General features: G+C 59.9%; 13 protein-coding genes. 6 read left to right on the top strand and 7 right to left on the bottom strand.

The features are described 5' to 3' along the window. Positions 1 to 166 precede the first annotated feature (166 nt). Entirely contained in the window at positions 167 to 2,152 is a 1,986-nt protein-coding gene (locus BLU52_RS00155; protein WP_231987995.1) for a leucine-rich repeat domain-containing protein, read from the top strand. Between the two features lie 626 nt (positions 2,153 to 2,778). Here the strand turns inward: BLU52_RS00155 and ntrC are convergent. The 5 genes from ntrC to glnA all read right to left on the bottom strand — a co-directional run bounded on the left by ntrC (position 2,779) and on the right by glnA (position 8,344). Continuing rightward, on the bottom strand, positions 2,779 to 4,215 hold the full coding sequence (gene ntrC / locus BLU52_RS00160) for a nitrogen regulation protein NR(I) (RefSeq protein ID WP_090280245.1): 1,437 nt from the start codon (positions 4,213 to 4,215) through the stop codon (positions 2,779 to 2,781). Beyond that, complete coding sequence (glnL, locus tag BLU52_RS00165) at positions 4,212 to 5,297, bottom strand: nitrogen regulation protein NR(II) (RefSeq protein ID WP_090280248.1); 1,086 nt, start codon at positions 5,295 to 5,297, stop codon at positions 4,212 to 4,214. Before glnL ends, ntrC begins: the two co-directional genes overlap by 4 nt. A 230-nt stretch (positions 5,298 to 5,527) precedes the next feature. Further along, positions 5,528 to 6,145, bottom strand: a complete 618-nt coding sequence (locus BLU52_RS00170) for a DUF4124 domain-containing protein (RefSeq protein ID WP_090280250.1) — start codon at positions 6,143 to 6,145, stop codon at positions 5,528 to 5,530. Then, entirely contained in the window at positions 6,142 to 6,654 is a 513-nt protein-coding gene (locus tag BLU52_RS00175) for a DUF4124 domain-containing protein (protein WP_090288385.1), read from the bottom strand. Before BLU52_RS00175 ends, BLU52_RS00170 begins: the two co-directional genes overlap by 4 nt. A gap of 283 nt (positions 6,655 to 6,937) precedes the next feature. Then, entirely contained in the window at positions 6,938 to 8,344 is a 1,407-nt protein-coding gene (glnA, locus tag BLU52_RS00180; protein ID WP_090280253.1) for a type I glutamate--ammonia ligase, read from the bottom strand. A gap of 328 nt (positions 8,345 to 8,672) precedes the next feature. Here glnA and thiI point away from each other — a divergent pair, with 328 nt between their 5' ends. After that, on the top strand, positions 8,673 to 10,127 hold the full coding sequence (gene thiI, locus BLU52_RS00190) for a tRNA uracil 4-sulfurtransferase ThiI (protein ID WP_090280257.1): 1,455 nt from the start codon (positions 8,673 to 8,675) through the stop codon (positions 10,125 to 10,127). Positions 10,128 to 10,266: 139 nt separating this feature from the next. Continuing rightward, on the top strand, positions 10,267 to 12,087 hold the full coding sequence (typA, locus tag BLU52_RS00195) for a translational GTPase TypA (RefSeq protein ID WP_090280259.1): 1,821 nt from the start codon (positions 10,267 to 10,269) through the stop codon (positions 12,085 to 12,087). An 86-nt stretch (positions 12,088 to 12,173) separates the two neighbouring features. On the opposite strand, the gene BLU52_RS00200 is transcribed toward typA, so the two are convergent. Together BLU52_RS00200 and BLU52_RS00210 are read right to left on the bottom strand one after the other, a co-directional pair. Beyond that, positions 12,174 to 12,701, bottom strand: a complete 528-nt coding sequence (locus BLU52_RS00200) for a hypothetical protein (RefSeq protein ID WP_090288387.1) — start codon at positions 12,699 to 12,701, stop codon at positions 12,174 to 12,176. 190 nt (positions 12,702 to 12,891) lie between these two features. Further along, entirely contained in the window at positions 12,892 to 13,329 is a 438-nt protein-coding gene (locus tag BLU52_RS00210; RefSeq protein ID WP_025110918.1) for a YkgJ family cysteine cluster protein, read from the bottom strand. A 258-nt stretch (positions 13,330 to 13,587) separates the two neighbouring features. Here BLU52_RS00210 and BLU52_RS00215 point away from each other — a divergent pair, with 258 nt between their 5' ends. From BLU52_RS00215 to BLU52_RS00225, 3 genes are all read left to right on the top strand, one after another. After that, positions 13,588 to 16,038, top strand: coding sequence for a glycogen/starch/alpha-glucan phosphorylase (locus BLU52_RS00215; RefSeq protein WP_090280262.1), 2,451 nt, complete (start codon positions 13,588 to 13,590; stop codon positions 16,036 to 16,038). A gap of 254 nt (positions 16,039 to 16,292) precedes the next feature. Continuing rightward, positions 16,293 to 19,877 (top strand): DUF2339 domain-containing protein, encoded by a 3,585-nt coding sequence (locus BLU52_RS00220; protein ID WP_090280265.1) that lies wholly within the window; start codon positions 16,293 to 16,295, stop codon positions 19,875 to 19,877. Continuing rightward, entirely contained in the window at positions 19,874 to 21,238 is a 1,365-nt protein-coding gene (locus tag BLU52_RS00225) for a DUF3999 domain-containing protein (protein WP_090280274.1), read from the top strand. The genes BLU52_RS00220 and BLU52_RS00225 overlap by 4 nt, the downstream gene beginning before the upstream one ends. Positions 21,239 to 21,282 lie beyond the last annotated feature (44 nt).

The following is a 21,282-nucleotide window of genomic DNA, read 5'->3' on the forward strand; positions in this document are numbered from 1 at the left end:
CGCTGTTCGCTCCGACGCCTCATGGCGTCATTTCCCACTGCAAGCGTCTCTCTTTCCCGTCTCCAACGAACACCGGCTCGCGCTATCGTTCGCTCCCTCAAACGGCAGGATGCCGAAACCCACACCTCTTGCATGAACGCAGAGCGACTTTTCAAAGAAGAAAAATATGCCAGTCAAACCACCTCGCGGTGGCGGTAGCCACGCAGATGTCCTCGGCAGTTCGCGCTCCACGGACGCGGATAACGCTCAGCCCGGCGTGTCTGGGCGCAGAAACGTCGACACAGGCATGGCTCACGATCCTTTGCAGCCGCAGCCCGGACCGTCCGGCGCCTCAACTCTGGATGACGTTCGCGCTGTCGCGGCTGTTGTAGTTCACGCGACCTCCGCTGAAGTTCATCGTCCCGCCCCCCTGCCTTCGCTGGACGATTACGCCACCAATGCCCGGGCGATCCTTCCACAAATCAATGAAGACGGTCTGCGGGTGATCAGCCGCCGCACGTATGCTGACCTGGCCAATGGCGATCTGGTTCTTGTCGCTGCGGACCCCGTCACCGGTTTATATCGCGCCCGGCGCCCAAGCGAGTTGCTGCCATCGGGCCCGGTCTTGCTACGCGACGTCGCCAGCGGTCATTGGTATCCGCGCCAGTTGGTTGAGCGAACCACGCGCGCGCAGGTCCAAAAGTACCTTTCGCAAGCAAGCGATCTCGATGCGGACGCTTTTATCGCCCGGTTCGATGACAAGGATGTGGCGGATGCCGAACTCCAGCGTATCCAGCGTGGTTCGTCTCAGCTGGACATCGAACACATCAGCATCCCGTACCACGAGCCTCGTATAGGCCATAGCGGGGAGATGCAGCAGGCGTTGGATATGTGGGGCAAGCTGCGGCAAGTGTACGAGTGGCACGGCCAGCCTGATCAGCGAGTCTATAGCGACGGGCGACTGTCAGGTTACAAGCTGGATATCAATCTCACGTTATGGCCGGTCGACAAGCTGCTTTCGTTGAGATTCAGCGCAGTCGTTTCTCTCACTTTGAAGGGGCATGCTCCGCTGGATGCAGCGGTTTTTTTCAGGCAGTTTCCCAACATTGAAAGTCTGACGGTATCAAGCCTGGCGATGACCAGCAGAAATGACGGGCGCGGGTTGTTCATGTTCCAGGCAGCTCAATCAAGATTCAGTATGGATTCAAGCTTTGCAGGGCAGTTGACAGGGCTTACCCGGTTACGGGAACTGAATCTGCAGAATTGCGACTTGCCGGCAGATTTTTCGTTGAGGGGCCTGAGCAGACTGCAGGTGTTGAGGTTGGTTGATACCCGGGTCAAAGTGTTGAACGCCCAGGCCGGTCCGTGGCGCCCAGGGGAGCCTGTGCAACACTGGGCTAATTATTCAACAGTGGAACCGGATTTGACCGGCATGACCGAGTTACGTGTGTTGGATCTGACGCGGACTGGAATACGCCGTCTTCCTTCCGGGCTTGACGCCGGCAATGGTCTGTCGAAGCTGGAAGTTTTAAAACTGGGTGATAATGCGCTATTTGCCGGACCCTCAGTCAAAGCTATGACAGCGCTGCAGGAACTGGATCTTTCCAACATGGGGCTAGACGGATTTCCCGAGGGCATTACCTCGACGATTCCAGAAAAAGTATTGAATCTGGCGAACAATCGAATCACAGCGATCCCGGCATCCGTTGAAATCAGAGCCGGTTTCAATCTCATCGGCAATCCAATAACTGATCCGGTCTCCCTCCGTCGGCTGCTATATGCACGTAACCAGACAGGTAACGACATTTGGCTGGGAACAGAAAGTTTTGATTTGTCGGCCAATCTTTGGCTGCAACATGTCCCGGCAGAGCAATTGGCTCGAAAGCTACAACTCTGGGGCAACGTTAGCCATCTTGCCAGAGGTCTGAAGAAACTGAGCCGTACGCCGGAGTTTTACGTTGAGCGGCCGCTTTTGCAGCGGCGCGTCTGGTCGTTTCTCGAGATATACCACCACGCTGATGTAGACGAGCAGTTGCGACTGAATCGGATCTTGGCTGAAGAACCGAGCCCGGGAAGAATGCTGGACAGGCTGGAAGAAGAAATACGCACATACGACAGTACACGGCAAAATCAGCCCCTGCATCATCTGCCCAAGCGTCCGAAGCTCGATTGAGCCTCGAACCGGGGGGAGGAATAAAAGCGGGAATCCCTGACCTGCCTGTATCAGGGTTCCCAAAAGGGGGCGGACTTCGCCGTTCGCGTCGGTCCGGTGTAAAGAGGGAACCCCCGGCCTGCCTGTACCAAGGATCCCAAAAGGGTGGGCTCGCCGCGTTGCGACATGGGCCCGATGTAAAGAGGGGAATCCCCGGCCTGCCTGTACCAAGGTCCCCGAAACGGGTGGTGAAACGAATCACCTTTAAGAGATATTGCAGGGGGCGTGCCAGGTTTTAATCTGCTGTAACAAAAAGCTTGGTCAGCAATGCGAAAGCCCCGGAACTCGGGGCTTTTGCGTGTGCGGCTTGTGAGGATTTGAGCTTTTTAGATGGTAAGTGTGGCGATGTCGCAGTGCGCGATCACGGGTCATTGTGCATTGATGCGGTGCACGGCAGCCCTCACCCTAACCCTCTCCCAAAGGGAGAGGGGACTGACCGAGTTGCCCGGTCAGTTACGCCGACCTGAGGTACCGAGCCGAACTCAGGCTTAGAAAACGCTCGGGATCTGCTCCCTCTCCCATTGGGAGAGGGCTGGGGTGAGGGGACTGGATCTCGAATACACCGACAATCTCAAGCGAACGAAGCGTTAACCCTCATCCCCCTCATCATCATCGCCACCATCAACCTTCATCCCCAATTCCTTGATCTTGCGCGTCAGGGTATTACGCCCCCAACCCAGCAACACCGCAGCGTCACGACGGCGACCGGCGGTGTGCTTGAGGGCCGTTTCGATCATGATCCGCTCAAACGCCGGTACCGCGCTGTCCAGCAGACTCGACTGACCACGCGCCAGAGCCTGATCGGCCCACTGACGCAGCGCCTGTTCCCAGTTGGTCACCGGCGCCGAATCCTGCGGCAGGTTCAGCAGTTCTGGCGGCAAGTCGCTGATGTGCACTTCGCGCCCGGAAGCCATCACCGTGATCCAGCGGCAGGTGTTCTCCAGCTGACGCACGTTGCCCGGCCACGGCAGGTTTTTCAGGTATTCCTCGGTCTCGCTTTTCAGCAGCTTCGGCTCGACCGCCAGTTCCTGGGCGGCGCGGCTGAGGAAGTGTTTGGCCAGGGTCGGAATGTCTTCGCGACGATCCGACAGGCGCGGGATGTGAATGCGGATCACGTTGAGGCGGTGGAACAAGTCCTCACGGAATTTGCCGGCATGCACCAGGGTTTCCAGGTTCTGGTGCGTTGCGGCGATGATGCGCACGTCGACCTTGACCGGCACATGCCCGCCCACCCGATAGAACTCACCGTCAGCCAGCACGCGCAACAGCCGCGTCTGGGTGTCGGCCGGCATGTCGCCGATTTCATCGAGGAACAGTGTGCCGCCATCCGCCTGTTCAAAACGGCCGCGACGCAAGTTGGCGGCGCCGGTGAACGCGCCTTTTTCGTGACCGAACAGCTCCGACTCCATCAGATCCTTGGGGATCGCCGCCATGTTCAGCGCAATGAACGGCGACGCCGCGCGTGGACTGTGGCGGTGCAGGGCGTGGGCGACCAGTTCTTTACCGGTACCCGACTCACCGTTGATCAGTACGGTGATGTTCGAGTGGCTCAGGCGACCGATGGCGCGAAACACTTCCTGCATCGCCGGCGCTTCGCCGATGATTTCCGGGGTGCGGGTCAGTGCCGGTACGACTTCCAGTCCTTGCTGTTCCTGAGCGTGCTGATTGGCACGCTTGACCAGCGAAACGGCCTCGTCGACATCGAACGGCTTGGGCAAGTATTCAAACGCGCCGCCCTGATACGAGGCGACCGCGCTGTCCAGATCGGAGTGAGCGGTCATGATGATGACCGGCAACCGCGGGTGCTGTTCGCGAATCCGCGCCAACAGGTCCAGACCGCTGGCGCCGGGCATGCGAATGTCGGAAATGATCACGTCCGGCTGCTGCCGCGCCAGACGACTCATCACGCCATCGGCGCTGTCGAAGCTCTGCGTGGTCATGCCTTCCTGTTGCAAGGCCTTTTCCAGAACCCAACGGATAGAACGGTCGTCATCGACGATCCACACGGTTTCACTACGGCTCATGTCGATGTGGCTCCTTGTTCCAGTGGCAGGAAGATCGAGAACGTGGTGTGGCCTGGATGGCTCTCACACTCGATCAGGCCCTGATGCTGACTGATGATGTTCTGGGTAATGGCCAGGCCCAGCCCGGTACCGTCCGGGCGCCCACTGACCATCGGAAAGAAAATGGTTTCCTGCAGTTCCGCAGGGATGCCCGGGCCGTTGTCGATGATCTCGATCTTGGTCACCAGGCGATGCCGGATATGGCCGATGGTGAACTGGCGCATGGCGCGGGTGCGCAGACTGATGCGGCCCAGGCGCAGCTCGTTCTGGCTGCTGATCGCCTGCATCGCGTTGCGCACGATGTTCAATACGGCCTGGATCATCTGCTCGCGGTCGATCAATACGTCGGGAATGCTCGGGTCATAGTCGCGCACCAGAGTGATGCAACCCTGGCTTTCGGCCTCGACCAGTTGGCAGACGCGTTCGAGCACTTCGTGAACGTTGCACATCGCCAGCGAGGGCAGCTTGTTGGAACCGAGCATGCGGTCGACCAGATTGCGCAGGCGGTCGGCCTCTTCAATGATCACGTTGGTGTAATCGCGCAGGCTGTCTTCCGGCAGTTCGCGGGCCAGCAATTGCGCGGCGCCGCGAATGCCGCCGAGCGGGTTCTTGATTTCATGGGCAAGGCCGCGCACCAGCATCTTGCTGGTTTCCTGCTTGGACAACTGTGCCTCTTCCTTGGTGATCCGCAGCAAGCGGTCACGCGGATGGACTTCCAGCAAAAGCAGGGTTTCGCCATTGCTGAGAATGGGCGTTACCGCGTAATCCACGGTCAGCGTCTGGCCGGTCAGCGCGGTGAGCATCGCTTCGCGTTTGGTAAATGGATGCGCTTGCTCGACTGCCTGGCGCAGGGAGTTGAGCGCCTCGGGGGATTCGGTGAACAGTTCGCTGATGAACTGGCCATGGCTGCGCTGACCGCTGACGGCCAGCAGCATTTCCGCCGCCGGGTTCATGTACTCGAGGCGCAATTGCGCGTCGAGCAGGATGGTCGCGGTGGTCAGGTTGTCGAGCAGCAAACGATGGATTGCGTCGCTTATGGTCATCTGGACCCCTTTTGGAGCAAGGCGTGCGCGAGAACTAAGCGCTGATACCGGGAAAATGCAAAAACCAAACCAAGGCTCCGAAAAGAAGCGTTTAACCCCTGAAACAGGCGTTTGACGCGCGTTTGTATGGCACGAAGCCAGCTCAATCGGGAAGATTCGAACCAAAATGGGTTGGAATTTGAGTAGGGTGCAGCTTAGCGCACCAATGTAGTGCGCAACGCTCGGTGGCGTCAGAAGAAGCGCAGGAAGGGGTTTTTCGGTTCTTCGGGTTTGTCTTTCAGCGGGCATTCCGGCCGCACGCCGTAATCGTCCTTGGCGCAGGGTTTGACCTGGCGTTTCTGCGCCAGCGAAATGCGCAGCAGGTGGAAGGGCTGGTTGGCGGTGCGTTCGACGGTGCGACCCTCGGCATCGAGAATTTCCGCCGACAGGTTGTGGCTGCCGCGATCGATATTGCTCAGCGGGAAAACCGGGCTCAGGCCGGGCTCGCCAGTGGGCTGGCCGTCCAGCAACAAGCGGTAGCGGTGACCTTCTTGAAGAGCCGGCTCGCTGGTGATGCTGACAATCAGTTCCCCGCCACTGCTGCGAATGGTCGCATCGGGCTCGGGCACCAGAACGCGCAGCATGTCGTAATGAAACGGCGGCTGTGGTGAGGCGTTCCTGGTTTGGCTACTCGGGGCGGCGGCGGTCGGGGTGGCAGGCATGCGATTGCTGGTGGCGATCGGCACACGCTTGGCGTTGCCGCGCGGTTGGTCGGTGTAGACGCGATTGCCGTGGGCATCGATATAGGTGAACACCTCCGCCGAAGCGGGCAGGGCGAGCAGGCACAGGATCAGGCAGGCAACTTTCATGGTCGATGCACCCGCTGCACGGTGAAGACTGCGGGTGGGCTTTGCTGAATGACGGTCTGGCCGTCGATCACCTGCACCGCGAGCCGATGTTCGCCGCGGTCGACGTTGACCAGTTGCAGGCTCGGCAAGTTGCTTGGCTGGCCGTAAGGCTCGTCGTCGAGTACCAGTCTTAATTGATGCGGTGGCTGCAGGCGCGGCTTGATCAGCACGCTGACCGTGAAAGTGCCGTTGTTGGCGCGCAGGGCTTCTTCCGTGGGCAGGCCGGCCAGTTCAAGGATTTCGTAGGTATTACGCGCAGGGTGTGGCGTCTCGGCCTTGGGCACGGGCGGCGTACCTGGCGCGTGCGGTTCGACACGGTTCAACGGCGGCAGCTCAACCGGCTGCGCTTTCACGCCGTCCGGCGAATGATCGCTGTAGACCGTGTTGCCATTGGCGTCGGTGTACTTGTAGATCTGTGCAGCGGCGGGCAGGGCGATCAGCAGCAGAATGTAGAGAAAGGTGCGACCCATGAAATCGACCGGATTGAAAGCGATGGGTAGCAGCATAGGACACGCAGGGCGGTTGGCCCAACTTGCGACACATCCAAAGATCATTCAAACACCACAAATCCCTGTAGGAGTGAGCCTGCTCGCGATCGCGGTGGATCATCAAGAAAATTGGCGACTGACACGCCGCCATCGCGAGCAGGCTCACTCCTACAGGGGACTTGGTTGGCCGCAAAATCGAGGCAATAAAAAAGGCCTCCCGAAGGAGGCCTCTTTTTGTCACGCCGCGTTACGCAGCGCTACCGGATCAGCAGCTGTAGTACAGCTCATATTCCAGTGGGTGTACGAAGGTGCGAACCTTGATTTCTTCTTCCGATTTCAGCGCGATGTAAGCGTCGATGAAGTCGTCGGAGAATACGCCGCCCTTGGTCAGGAACGCGCGGCCCTTGTCCAGCTCTTCCAGGGCTTCTTTCAGGCTGCCGCAAACCTGTGGGATCTCTTTCGCCTCTTCAGGCGGCAGGTCGTAGAGGTTTTTGTCAGCGGCATCGCCTGGGTGGATCTTGTTCTGGATACCGTCCAGACCGGCCATCAGCAGTGCTGCGAAGGCCAGGTACGGGTTGGCAGCCGGATCCGGGAAGCGGGCTTCGATACGGCGGGCTTTCGGGCTCGACACGTAAGGAATGCGGATCGATGCGGAACGGTTGCGAGCCGAGTAGGCCAGCATTACTGGCGCTTCGAAGCCTGGCACCAGACGCTTGTACGAGTTGGTGGCCGGGTTGGTGAAGCCGTTCAGGGCCTTACCGTGCTTGATGATGCCGCCGATGAAGTACAGAGCGGTATCGGACAGACCGGCATAGCCTTCACCGGCGAAGGTGTTCTTGCCGTCTTTCCAGATCGACATGTGTACGTGCATGCCCGAACCGTTGTCGCCGTACAGTGGCTTCGGCATGAAGGTCGCGGTGCGGCCGTAAGCGTCAGCAACGTTGTGGACAACGTACTTCAGGGTCTGGGTTTCGTCGGCTTTCTTCACCAGGGTGTTGAACTTGACGCCGATTTCGTTCTGGCCGGCAGTCGCCACTTCGTGGTGGTGAACTTCAACGGTCAGGCCCATTTCTTCCAGTGCGTTGCACATGGAGGTACGGATTTCGTGGTCGTGGTCGAATGGCGGAACCGGGAAGTAGCCACCCTTGACGCCTGGACGGTGACCTTTGTTGCCACCTTCGACGTCCTGGTCGGACATCCACGAACCTTGCTCGGAGTAGATCTTGAACATCGAGCCGGAGATGTCCGACTTGAATTTCACCGAGTCAAAAATGAAGAACTCAGGCTCTGGACCGGCGAACACGGTGTCACCGATACCGGTGGCTTTCAGGTGTTCTTCGGCGCGCTTGGCGATCGCACGTGGGTCGCGGTCGTAGCCTTGCATGCTCGAAGGTTCGATGATGTCGCACACCAGGATAAGGGTAGCGTCTTCGGTGAACGGGTCGAGAACGGCAGTTTCGTCAACCGGCATCAGGATCATGTCGGAGGCTTCGATGCCTTTCCAGCCAGCGATGGAGGAACCGTCGAACATCTTGCCGACTTCGAAGAAGTCGTCATCCAGCGCATCGCGAGCCGGCATGGTCACGTGGTGCTGAGTGCCTTTGGTGTCCGTGAAGCGCAGATCAATCCATTTGACGTCATGATCTTTGATGAGTTGAACCGTCTTCGACATACTGTCCTCCGGGTGGCTTAGGGCTAGTAGTGGATGCCCTTAAAGTTGGGTGATGCCGGCGCGAATACTCTGCCAAGGCAACCTGCCTCACAAGGGAGCAAATTGCATGCCAGTGCCCCAGCATGGGTTTTTTGCCCCAATTTCATGCTTATAAAGGCTTCAAGCGGCCTGATTGCGAAAATATCGCCCTTTAATGTGGCGGTGCAAATCGAAAACGACCCGTTTTGGTGCATGCAAAACGTTCTGCATATTAACTGGTTAAACCTTGAGCAATTTCCGCTATAATCCGCGCCCCCCTTTTTCGGCTGGCCGTGCGCGCGCTGTTTTCATGAAACTAATCGTAAAAGTCTTCCCCGAGATCACCATCAAAAGCCGACCTGTCCGGACGAAGTTCATCCGCCAGTTGGCCAAGAACATCCGCACCGTGCTCCGCGACCTGGACCCGGCAGTGGTGGTGAACGGCGTGTGGGACAATCTCGAGCTGGAAACCCGCGTTACCGACCCCAAAGCCTTGAAAGAGATGGGCGAGCGCCTGACTTGCATGCCGGGTATCGCGCACTTTCTGCAGATCGACGAGTACCCGCTGGGCGACTTCGACGACATCACCGAGAAGTGCAAACAGCATTACGGCGCGGCCCTGGCCGGGAAGATTTTTTCGGTGCGCTGCAAGCGCGCCGGCAAGCATACGTTCAGTTCGATGGACGTCGAAAAATACGTCGGCAGCAAGCTGCGTCGCGAGTGCGGTGCGGCCGGAATCGACCTGAAATCGCCGGAAATCGAAGTCCGCATCGAAGTTCGCGACAAACGGTTGTTCGTCATCCACAGCCAGCACAACGGCATTGGCGGGTACCCGCTCGGTGCGCTGGAGCAGACGCTGGTGTTGATGTCCGGCGGCTTCGACTCGACCGTGGCGGCCTATCAGATCCTGCGTCGTGGCTTGATGACGCACTTCTGCTTCTTCAACCTGGGCGGTCGTGCCCACGAATTGGGCGTGATGGAAGTCGCGCATTTCATCTGGAAGAAGTACGGCAGCTCGCAACGCGTGCTATTTGTCAGTGTTCCGTTCGAGGAAGTCCTCGGCGAAATTCTCGGCAAAGTCGATAACAGTCATATGGGCGTGGTTTTGAAGCGTATGATGTTGCGCGCGGCGTCGAACATCGCCGAGCGCCTGCATATTGATGCGCTGGTCACCGGTGAAGCGATCTCCCAGGTATCGAGCCAGACGCTGCCGAACCTGTCGGTGATCGACTGCGTGACCGACAAGCTGGTCCTGCGCCCACTGATCGTGGCGCACAAACAGGACATCATCGACACCGCCAACGAGATCGGCACCGCCGATTTCGCCCGGCACATGCCGGAATACTGCGGGGTCATTTCGGTCAACCCGAAAACCGCCGCCAAACGCGGTCGGGTTGAGCACGAAGAGCAGCAATTCGACATGGCGGTGCTCGAGCGTGCGCTCGCCAATGCCAAACTGGTGCCAATCGATCGGGTAATCGACGAACTGGGCCAGGACGTACAGATTGAAGAAGTCAGCGAAGCACTGGCCGGCCAGATCGTGATCGACATCCGTCACCCGGATGCCGCCGAGGATGAGCCGCTGGAACTCGCTGGCGTAGAAGTACAGACGATGCCGTTCTATGCAGTGAACGCTCGTTTCAAGGAGCTGGATCCGACTCGCCAGTACCTGCTGTATTGCGACAAAGGCGTGATGAGTCGCCTGCATGCTCACCATTTGCTCAGTGAGGGGCATGCCAATGTGCGCGTTTATCGACCGAGCTAAGTGCCCGGGGCTGTTTGCCTGTGGCCTGCGTCACCGGCCCCCCGACACCGCCGTCAAGCTGTAACGGCCATGCCGGACACTACTGCTAATCGCTGCCAAGACTTGTCAGCAAACCGAATCCTCTGATCGAGATACACAAGTGATCGAAAATCTACGCAACATCGCCATCATTGCCCACGTTGACCATGGTAAAACCACCCTGGTAGACAAACTCCTGCGTCAATCCGGCACTCTGGAGCGCAACGAGCTCAACGACGAGCGCGTGATGGACTCCAACGACCAGGAAAAAGAGCGCGGTATTACCATTCTGGCGAAGAACACCGCCATCAACTGGAACGGCTACCACATCAACATCGTGGACACCCCGGGCCACGCCGACTTCGGCGGCGAAGTTGAACGCGTTATGTCGATGGTCGACTCCGTTCTGCTGCTGGTCGACGCTCAAGACGGCCCTATGCCGCAAACCCGTTTCGTGACCAAGAAGGCTTTCGAAGCCGGCCTGCGTCCAATCGTGGTGATCAACAAGGTTGACCGTCCAGGCGCGCGTCCGGACTGGGTTCTGGATCAGATCTTCGACCTGTTCGACAACCTCGGTGCGACCGAAGAACAACTGGACTTCCAGGTTGTTTACGCTTCGGCCCTGAACGGCATTGCCGGTCTGGACCACACCGCCATGGGCGAAGACATGACTGCGCTGTACCAGGCAGTCGTCGACCACGTTCCGCCTCCGGCCGTTGACCGTGACGGTCCGTTCCAGATGCAGATCTCCGCTCTGGACTACAACAGCTTCCTGGGTGTTATCGGTGTTGGCCGTATCGCTCGCGGTCGCGTCAAGCCGAACACCCCGGTTGTCGCGATCGGTGCCGATGGCAAACGTCGCAACGGCCGTATCCTGAAACTGATGGGTCACCACGGTCTGCACCGCGTTGACGTTGAAGAAGCTGCGGCCGGCGACATCGTCTGCATCAGCGGTATGGACTCGCTGTTCATCTCCGACACCCTGTGCCACCCGGACACTGTCGAGGCGATGAAGCCGCTGACCGTCGACGAGCCAACCGTTTCGATGACCTTCCAGGTAAACGACTCGCCATTCTGCGGTAAAGAAGGCAAGTTCGTGACGTCCCGTAACATCAAGGACCGTCTGGACAAAGAGCTGCTGTACAACGTTGCACTGCGCGTTGAAGAAGGCGACTCCGCTGACAAGTTCAAGGTTTCCGGCCGTGGTGAGCTGCACCTCTCGGTACTGATCGAAACCATGCGTCGCGAAGGCTTCGAGCTGGCCCTGGGCCGTCCTGAAGTGATCATCCGTGAAGTTGACGGCGTGAAGCAGGAACCGTTCGAAAACGTGACCATCGACATCCCTGAAGAATCCCAGGGCAAGGTCATGGAAGAGATGGGTCTGCGTAAGGGCGACCTGAGCAACATGGTGCCGGATGGCAAGGGCCGTGTTCGTCTGGAATACAACATCCCTGCTCGCGGTCTGATCGGTTTCCGTAACCAGTTCCTGACCCTGACCAACGGTGCTGGCATCCTGACCTCGATCTTCGATCGCTACGACACCGTCAAGTCGGGCCACATGTCCGGCCGTCAGAACGGCGTTCTGGTTTCGGTTGAAACCGGCAAGGCACTGACCTACTCGCTGGAAACCCTGCAGGCTCGTGGCAAGCTGTTCGTAGAACACGGCCAGGAGATCTACAACGGTCAGATCGTTGGTCAGAACAGCCGCGACAACGACCTGGGTGTAAACCCAACCAAAGGCAAGAAGCTCGACAACATGCGTGCTTCGGGTAAAGACGAAACCATCGCTCTGGTTCCACCGGTGAAGTTCACTCTGGAACAGGCTCTGGAATACATCCAGGAAGACGAGCTGTGCGAAGTCACGCCTAAGTCGATCCGTCTTCGCAAGAAGATCCTCGACGAAAGCGAGCGTACCCGCGCTGCCAAGAAAGCCAAGGCGTAATCAAGCCCTGGAATAAAAAACGCCCCCGGTCGCGAGACCGGGGGCGTTTTTGTTTGTCTGCGATCAGCAGCGAAGCAATGGGCGAATCAAGCGTCGAACCAGCGAAACGCGAGGAAGGTTTCCGCGATCTTGCGCAGTACAGCCTTGTCCGCTTTGTTGGCTATGCCATCGCCGTTCACATCGGAGTTAGTGAAGGAATCGAGGTTGCCATCATTGTCTCCGTCGTACGCTGCTGCGCAGCGGATCATGATGGGTTTACTGAGCTCGCCATCGTCCTCACTGAATTGGAGCGTGACCACGTTGGGTGTGCCGTCGTGGTGATAGTCGGTTGCGCCAATTCTCAGGTAGCGTTCCCAGTTATCACCCGAATTGAACCAGTTAAGTTGCAGGAACACCTCGGCAAAAGCCGTCAGTAACAACTGATCCTGAAAATTCTGCTCGCCGTCACTGTTGATGTCGCCGGCGAAGCCGAATTCAATCCGTCCATCGGCGGACATATCCAGTGCAAAGGCTTCGTGTACGAGGTTGGCAGGACCGTCGTGGAAGTGCAGTTGCACGGCATCGGCCTTGCCATTATCACTACGGTCCTGGGCGGTCACTTTTAAATAACGCATGAGCATCTTCTCTAAGGGAGTGATGCTCCACACTAGTGTCCGTGATGGACTTTTTCTGTCGGGTGAATGCCAGATGAAGCATGGGAAATTGCAACGAAAGGGAGGCGGTTAGTTACCCGCCCCTGTCAGAACAATCTACAGATGGCACTTTCACTTTGGAGCCCGCTTTTGGCCAGCCCCGGGGGATGGGTCAGAACTTCTCGATCGCGCGGAAATTCTGCACGCGCTCGACTTCCTTCGGCTTGTACGCGCAATACCCCGGCCGCGGGCCGATTTTCGGGTGGTTGCGGCAGGTGTCCGGGCGCTTGTCATAAATGGTGCACAGGCGGCTCTTACGATCCAGGTAATAGCAATCGTTGTTGCTCATGCGCTGGAGGGTAAAAATCCCCGATTTCTGATTGAAACGCTCGACCAGGCCTTCCTTCTGCAGACGCTTGGCGATGTTCTTCGGCGGATCGCCCAGCTCGAACTCGTCGACCACACCGATGCGCACCAGATCCTTGATCTTCACCTCGACCGGCAGCGTGCAGCAGCTGGACATGCACGAGCCGCACATCGGCGCCGAATATTTGGCCCACGTATCGAGACGATCGATCTCGGCGGCGGCGATCAGGTTGGGTTTCATCATCGGGAGTTACCAGAGGTGTATGCATCAGGGCGCGCGATCATACCGGGACTGGTGGATTTTTGAACAACCTTTCGCCAGATTTTTCTTGATGCCGGCACTTTGCCGGGCAACTCGGCACGGCCCCTGCATTCATTGGTTCATCCGCCAAGGTTATGCCGGACCACCTCACAGTCTCCAGAAATACAGCCGAACCAGAGCCGTTACCGTCGGTCAGACCGTCTAGGCTCAGACAATTCCCGCTCGCTCGAGGTCCTATTGATGACTCAAGAACCACTAGTTCGCGAAGCAGAGGTGGCCGCATTCCGCGACGCCGTCCTGACCAAACTCACCTATGCAGTGGGCAAGGATCCCGATCACGCCTTTGACCATGACTGGTTCGAAGCCATCGCCCTGGCGGCGCGTGATCACATGGTCGAACACTGGATGGACCACACCCGGCAGATCTACCGCAAAGGCCAGAAGCGGGTGTATTACCTTTCGCTGGAATTCCTTATCGGCCGCTTGCTCTACGACAGCCTGAGCAACCTTGGCCTGCTCGACGTCGCCCGTGAGGCGTTGACCGAACTGGGCGTCGATCTCGAGCGCATCCGTTTGCTGGAGCCCGACGCAGCGCTCGGCAACGGCGGCCTCGGACGTCTGGCGGCGTGCTTCATGGAAAGCATGTCGACCCTCGGCATTGCCGGGCACGGCTATGGCATTCGTTATGAGCACGGCTTGTTCCGTCAGGCGATTGTCGATGGCTGGCAACAAGAGCAGACCGAACACTGGCTGGATTTCGGCAACCCATGGGAATTCGAGCGGCCGGAAGTGGTGTACCCGATCGGCTTCGGCGGCAGCGTCGAAACCGTCACCGATGCCAATGGCAAGACCCGTCAGGTCTGGTCGCCGGCGGAAACCGTGCGCGCAATTGCTTATGACACCCCGGTGGTCGGCTGGCGCGGCGCCAGCGTCAATACCTTGCGGCTTTGGCGTGCGCGGGCAATGGAAGAGTTGCATCTGGAGCGCTTCAACGCCGGTGACCACCTCGGTGCCGTGGCCGAAGTAGCTCGCGCCGAAAGTATTTCGCGCGTGCTCTACCCGGCGGACAGCACCGAAGCAGGCCAGGAACTGCGCCTGCGTCAGGAATACTTCTTCGTCGCCGCGTCGCTGCAGGATCTGCTGCGCCGTCATCGCAACATGCACACCTCGGTGCTGACGCTTGGTGATCATGCGGCGATCCAGCTCAATGACACCCACCCGTCGATTGCCGTCGCCGAACTGATGCGTCAATTGGTCGACGTCTACGACGTGGCGTGGGATGCGGCATGGCAGGTAACGGTCGACACGCTGTCGTACACCAACCACACCTTGCTGCCCGAGGCGCTGGAAACCTGGCCGGTCGGCCTGATGGAGCGCATGCTGCCGCGGCACATGCAGATCATTTATCTGATCAACGCCCAGCACATCGACTCGCTGCGGGCCAAGGGCATTCACGATTTCGACGTGCTGCGCGCGGTGTCGTTGATCGAAGAAGACAACGGCCGCCGCGTGCGCATGGGCAACCTCGCGTTCCTCGGCTCGCACAGCGTCAACGGCGTGTCCGGGCTGCACACGCAACTGATGCGCAAAACCGTATTCGCCGAATTGCACAAACTCTACCCGGAGCGGATCAACAACAAGACCAACGGCATTACCTTCCGCCGCTGGCTGTTCCAGGCCAACGCCGAGCTGACGTCGATGCTGGTCGATGCTGTGGGTCCGGAGATACTTGACCATCCCGAAGAACGTCTGCTCGAACTGGAGCCGTTCGCTGAGAAAACCGCGTTCCGCAAAGCTTTTGCCGAACAACGCCTGCACAGCAAAAAGGCCTTGGCCTACCTGATTCACGAGCGTCTGGGCATTGCCGTCAACCCGGCGGCGATGTTCGATGTGCAGGTCAAACGCATCCACGAATACAAGCGGCAGTTGCTCAACCTGTTGCACACCGTCGCGCTGTATCAAGCGATTCGTGCCGAGCCGGAAGTCGACTGGGTGCCACGGGTGAAAATCTTCGCCGGCAAGGCCGCAGCGAGTTATCACCAGGCCAAACTGATCATCAAACTGACCAACGACATCGCCCGGGTGGTCAACAACGACCCGACGGTGCGCGGCTTGCTCAAGGTGGTGTTCCTGCCCAACTACAATGTCAGCCTGGCGGAGAGCATCATTCCGGCGGCGGACTTGTCCGAGCAGATCTCCACCGCCGGTTTCGAGGCATCGGGCACCAGCAACATGAAGTTCGGTCTCAACGGCGCGTTGACCATCGGCACCCTCGACGGTGCCAACGTGGAGATGGCCGAGCGCATCGGTGCCGAGCACATGTTTATCTTCGGCCTCAGTGCGCAGCAGGTTGAAGCGCGCAAACAGAACCACGAGTTCAGCGCCTTGCCGGACATCGCCGCGTCGCATCGTCTGAACGATGTGCTGCAAGCGATCCGCAGCGGTGTGTTCTCGCCCGACGACACCTCGCGTTACACCGGGCTGATCGATTCGTTGATCGACTACGACCGTTTCCTGGTCTGCGCCGATTTTGATTCGTACTGGGAAGCGCAGAAGCGCGTCGAAGCGCACTGGCACGATTCCAATAACTGGTGGCGTTCGGCAGTGCTGAACACCGCGCGCATGGGCTGGTTCTCGTCTGACCGGACCATTCGCGAGTACGCCACCGATATCTGGAAAGCGCTGGAGTAACTTTCCGCAACAAATCTGCGCAAGGCCCAACGTTTGTTGGGCCGGATCGATATACTGAGCGCCGGTTACCGGATGCATCAGTCACCACCCATGCCCTGTGGGGGCGAGCCTGCTCGCGATAGCGTTGTCACATTAAACAGAAATGTTGACTGACAAAGCGCTTTCGCGAGCGAGCTCGCTCCCACGGGGTTTGTGCCTAGACTGAAGCCATCGCCGGACTCGCCCCGCCCCGGGGCTGCTTAGGGATATCGACCATGCAATGGATGTTCATGTTGATCGGGCTGGTGCTCGGTGGACTGCTCGACGAGTCGTTCAGCGCTGCGCTGTTGGGCGCGCTGCTCGGGCTGGCGATTGCGCAGACGATGCGCATCGCGCGGCTCGGTAAGCTGACGGCTGCGCAACAGCAGCAACTCGAGCAAGCGAAAGTCGCCTTGCAAGGCGTCGAGCAGCGGCTGTTTCTGCTCGAAGGCGCGCCGCTTCATGCTGCGCCACCGCCGTCTCCTGCGCCCGTCGCTGAGCCTGTCGCCGAGTCTGTCGAAGTCTTCGAACAAGCCGCGGCGCCTGAACTTATCTGGGAGCTGCCGCCCGAACTCGAGCCGATCACCGCCGCCAGCCGTGAAACCAGTCAGGCGCTGCCGGACGATGTCTGGCGCGCCGAACCGGCCCCTCGTGAACCGCACATACCTGCCGAACCCCGTGGGCCGAACCTGATCGAGCGTGGCATCAGTGCGGCACGCAATTGGCTGTTCTGTGGCAACACAGTGCTGCGCGTCGGCGTGGTGCTTTTGTTTTTCGGTCTGGCGTTTTTGCTGCGTTACGCCACCGAAGGCATGGTGGTGCCGATCGAGTTGCGTTACGCCGGGGTGGCGGCTGCCGCGTTGGGCCTGCTTGCGCTGGGCTGGTGGCTGCGCCGGCGCAACACACACTATGCGTTGATGCTGCAGGGTACCGGCATCGCGGTGCTGTACCTGACGGTGTTCGCGGCGATGCGCTTGCATCCGCTGCTCGATCCTTCAGCCGCGCTGGGCCTGCTGGTGGCGGTGACGGTGTTCTCGGCCATTCTGGCTATCACTCAGGATGCCTTGGGGCTGGCCGCTGCAGCAGCCTTGGGCGGTTTTGCTGCGCCGATCCTGACCTCGACGGGGGAGGGTAATCACGTCGCGCTGTTCGGTTATTTCGCCCTGCTCAACGCTGGCATTCTGGCGATTGCCTGGTTCAAGGCCTGGCGCCTGCTCAATCTGATCGGCTTCATGGGCACCTTTGGCATCGGTTTCGCCTGGGGGCTACGTTCCTATGTTCCGGAGCTGTTGTGGAGTACCGAGCCGTTCCTGATCCTGTTTTTTCTGATGTACCTGGCCATCGGCTTGCTGTTTGCCCGACGCAAGCTACTCGATCTGGCCGATGCCCCGGGGGACGCTGATCGCGAGGCGCTGTTGCACTGGTCGGTGCACAAGGGCGATTACGTCGATGGCACCCTGCTGTTCGGCCCGCCGATCATTGGTTTCGGTTTGCAGTTTGCCATCGTCCAGCACCTGGAATTCGCGGCGGCGTTCAGTGCCTTGGCGCTGGGACTGCTCTATATGGCGCTGGCCAGGGTATTGATAGGTGGGCGCGCAGTGTTGCTGGGCGAAACCTGTCTGGCGCTCGGGGTGATTTTTGCCAGTCTGGCGATTCCGTTGGGGCTCGATGCGCGCTGGACGTCAGCGGCATGGGCCGTGGAAGGGGCGGGGATTTTCTGGCTTGGCCTGCGCCAGCATCGACCGTTCGCGCGGGCCTTTGCACTGTTGCTGCAATTGGGCTCGGCGTTGGCCTTCCTCAGTGAATTGCGCATTGGCGAAAACAGTTTGCTCGACGGTGCGCCACTGGGCGCGTTGATGCTTGGCGGTGCGCTACTGTTCAGCTTCTATCAATTGCGCAAAGCGGCAGCGGAGCAGACCGCGCCGTGGGAGCGCCAGGCGTTGCCAGTGCTGGCGAGTCTGGGCCTGACGTGCCTGTATCTGCTGGCCCCGCTGTTCTTCTTCATCCAAGGCACAGCGATCAGTTGGGCGCTGGCCGGTCTGGCGACGTTGTGGGTCGGTCTGCGCATACAATCGCGCACGTTCCTGTTCAGTGAGTTTGCGGTGCAATTGCTCGGCGGCGCGTTGTTCCTGTTACGCCTGCAAGGCGCGGGCGAGGATTCGTCAGCAGTGTTCAGCGCGGGCTGGAGCGGATTGCTCAGCGCATCGCTGATCGGTCTGGCACTGATCGCCGGCATGTTATTGGCGGCTCGCGATGACATGGTGCGCAGCGATGTGCGTCTGCTGCGCGGCCTGTCGATAGTGCTGCTGGCCGGCCTGGTGCTGATCAATCTGGCGGTGCTGTTTGTCCTGCCGTGGCAAACCGCGAGCGCAGTGTGGGCGGCCAGTGGTCTGCTGATTATCTGGCTGAGCCTGTATCTGCAGCAGCGCGTCAGCTTCGTGTTCGGTCTGCTGTTGCAGGTAATCGGCGGCGCAGCATTTTTGTTCGCTGGCCCGGAGCTACTGGGTCCGTTGTCCAGCGAAGGCTTGAAACCTCTGGCACATGGAGGATTCTGGACGCCGCTGGTGCTGGGGCTGGCGGCGATGATCGGTGCGTGGCGCTTGCAACTGGGCAACCACGCTTCGGCGTTTGACGTGTTGAGTTTGCAGCGCCTTTCCGAAGTGTTGCTGGTATGGGGCGCCGCTTGGTGGGCGCTGGCGTGGATCAGTGAAGTGCTGCGCTTTGCACCGGCCAATCTGCAAGTCACTTTACTGCTGTTGATCGCGGCGCTCAGCGTGGCGCTGTGGACGATGGCGTCACTGCGGCTGAAATGGCCGGCGCTGGGCTTGCTTTGCACCTTGCTGATGCCGGCGGCAGCGCTGGTATTGCTCGGTGCATGGCAGTCGCGTTATCACCCGGCGGCCGACTTCGGCTGGCTGGCCTGGATGCTGGTATTCGCCGTGCATTTCTTCAGCCTGCGCCGCCTCGCGCCGATGCTGCCGGCACGCGCTTCAAGTACCACGCATGTACTCGGTTGCTGGCTGCTGATCGGCGTGCTGGCGCTGGAGTTGCGTTACGGTCTGCTGCTGTTGTCCGAGCAGTACAACGCTTGGCGCTGGCTGGGCTGGGCGATTCTACCGAGTGTCTATCTGTTGCTGGCGGCGGCACCGCGCACATGGCCGTGGCCGGTATCGGCGTTTGCCCGCGAGTACCGCTTGTACGCCGCTGCGCCGCTGACCGTGTTGATGCTGGCGTGGTTCTGGCTGGCCAACGGTGTCAGCGATGGCAACGCCGAACCGCTGCCTTATGTGCCGCTGCTCAACCCTCTGGAGCTGGGGCTGCTGTTTGCCTTGTTCGGCGTTTATGTGTGGTCGCGCAGTGCGGTGGCACAACTGTCGATACGCCGGGACTACGCCGACACCGCCACACAACTGATCGCCGGGGTTTCGCTGTTTGCCTTCTGCACGGCGCTGGTGACCCGCGCCGCGCATCATTGGGCCGGCATCCCCTTCGAACTGGACACGCTGCTCGCCTCGATGCTGGTGCAGGCCGGCTTGTCGATCGTCTGGACGCTGATGGCGCTGGGGCTGATGATCGGCGGTCATCTGCGCCATCGCCGCGAAGTGTGGCTGATCGGCGCGGCGCTGATTGCGCTGGTGGTGGCGAAACTGATTTTTGTCGAACTGAGCAACCGTGGCGGCCTCGCCCGGATCGTCTCGTTTATCGGCGTCGGCGTGTTGTTGCTGGTGGTGGGCTATTTTGCCCCGTTGCCGCCCAAGCGCGTCGAAGCCGAACCGGCGGCGGACAAGCCCGCCACGGAAACCGAAGGAGTTGTCTCTTGAGTCGCATGCTGAATCTGGGTTGGTTGGCGTTGGGCGTGGTGATGGCTGCCGGCGCCCAGGAAAAACCTGCGGACTTCGCCACGCAGGTGCCGCTGTCGGTCAGCGGCAACGGCCCGTGGTATCGCCTCGAATTGCCGCTAAGCGTGCAACTACAAGCACGTCAGACTGATCTCGGCGACTTGCGCGTGTTCAACGCCGCCGGTGAACCGCAGGCGTATGCGTTAGCCCGCGAATCCGCGCAGACCCGCGATGACGGTCAGTTGCATGACGTTAAATGGTTCCCGCTGTACAACGCCGCCGACGCCAGCGAGCGCGCGCCCAACGTGCGCGTGCAATCGACCACTAATGGCACGCTCGTCGAAGTGCAGCCGTCCAGTCAGTTGGAAGCTGGGGAAGAAGTGTTGCGTGGCTGGCTGCTCGACGCCAGCGCGATCAAGGCGCCGTTGCAGCAATTGGTCCTCGACTGGACCAGCGAACGCGACGGCTTCCAGCGTTTCAGCATCGAAGCCAGCGACGACCTGCAACATTGGCAGGCATGGGGCGAAGGCCAGGTTGCACGGCTGACGTTCTCCGATGAGCGCATCGAACAGCACGAAGTGACCCTGCCGGGGCAGACCGCGCGGTATGTGCGCCTGCTCTGGGAGTCGCCGGGTTCAGCGCCAATCCTTACTTCGGCGCAACTGAAGAGCAGCGACCCGCGTCATTTACCGCTGCCGTTGGTCTGGTCGCAAACCGTGGCCGGCAGCAGCACCAAGGCCGGGGAATACACTTGGCAGTTGCCGATGGGGCTGAATGTCGAACGCGTGCAGGTTGAACTGAAACAGCCGAACAGTCTGGCGCCGGTCACGTTGGCTGGCCGCCGCGAGAGCAGTTTGCCGTGGCAGATGCTGAGCAGTGGCTTGTTGTATCGCCTGACCCAGAACAATCAGGACGTGGTGCAGAACGAAATCCCTCTCGCCGGGCAGACCGTGCAGCAATTGAAGCTGACGGTGGATGAGCGCGGCGGCGGGCTGGGTGAGCAGGCGCCGGATCTGAAATACGCAGTGCGCGCCACGCAGGTGATTTTCCTCGCCCGGGGCGATGGGCCGTACAGTCTCGCCTTGGGCAATGCCACGGTGAAAACGGCGAACCTGCCGTTGACCACGCTGATTCCGGATTTCAAACCGCAGATGCTGGCGACGCTGGGCAAGGCCTCTGTGCAGAGCGAAACCGTGGTGACGCAGACCTCGACGGCGACCACGGCGGCGGTGGCCGAGACCAACTGGAAGAAGATCGGACTGTGGGCGGTATTGCTGTTGAGCGTGGTGTTTCTGGGAGCGATGGCGTTCAGCCTGTTGCGCAAGCCGCCCGCCAACACCTGAGAAGGGCTGGCGCTGCGCACCATTCGCGAGCAGGCTCGCTCCCA

This window comes from Pseudomonas granadensis (assembly GCF_900105485.1).
Classification (GTDB): Bacteria; Pseudomonadota; Gammaproteobacteria; order Pseudomonadales; family Pseudomonadaceae; genus Aquipseudomonas; species Aquipseudomonas granadensis.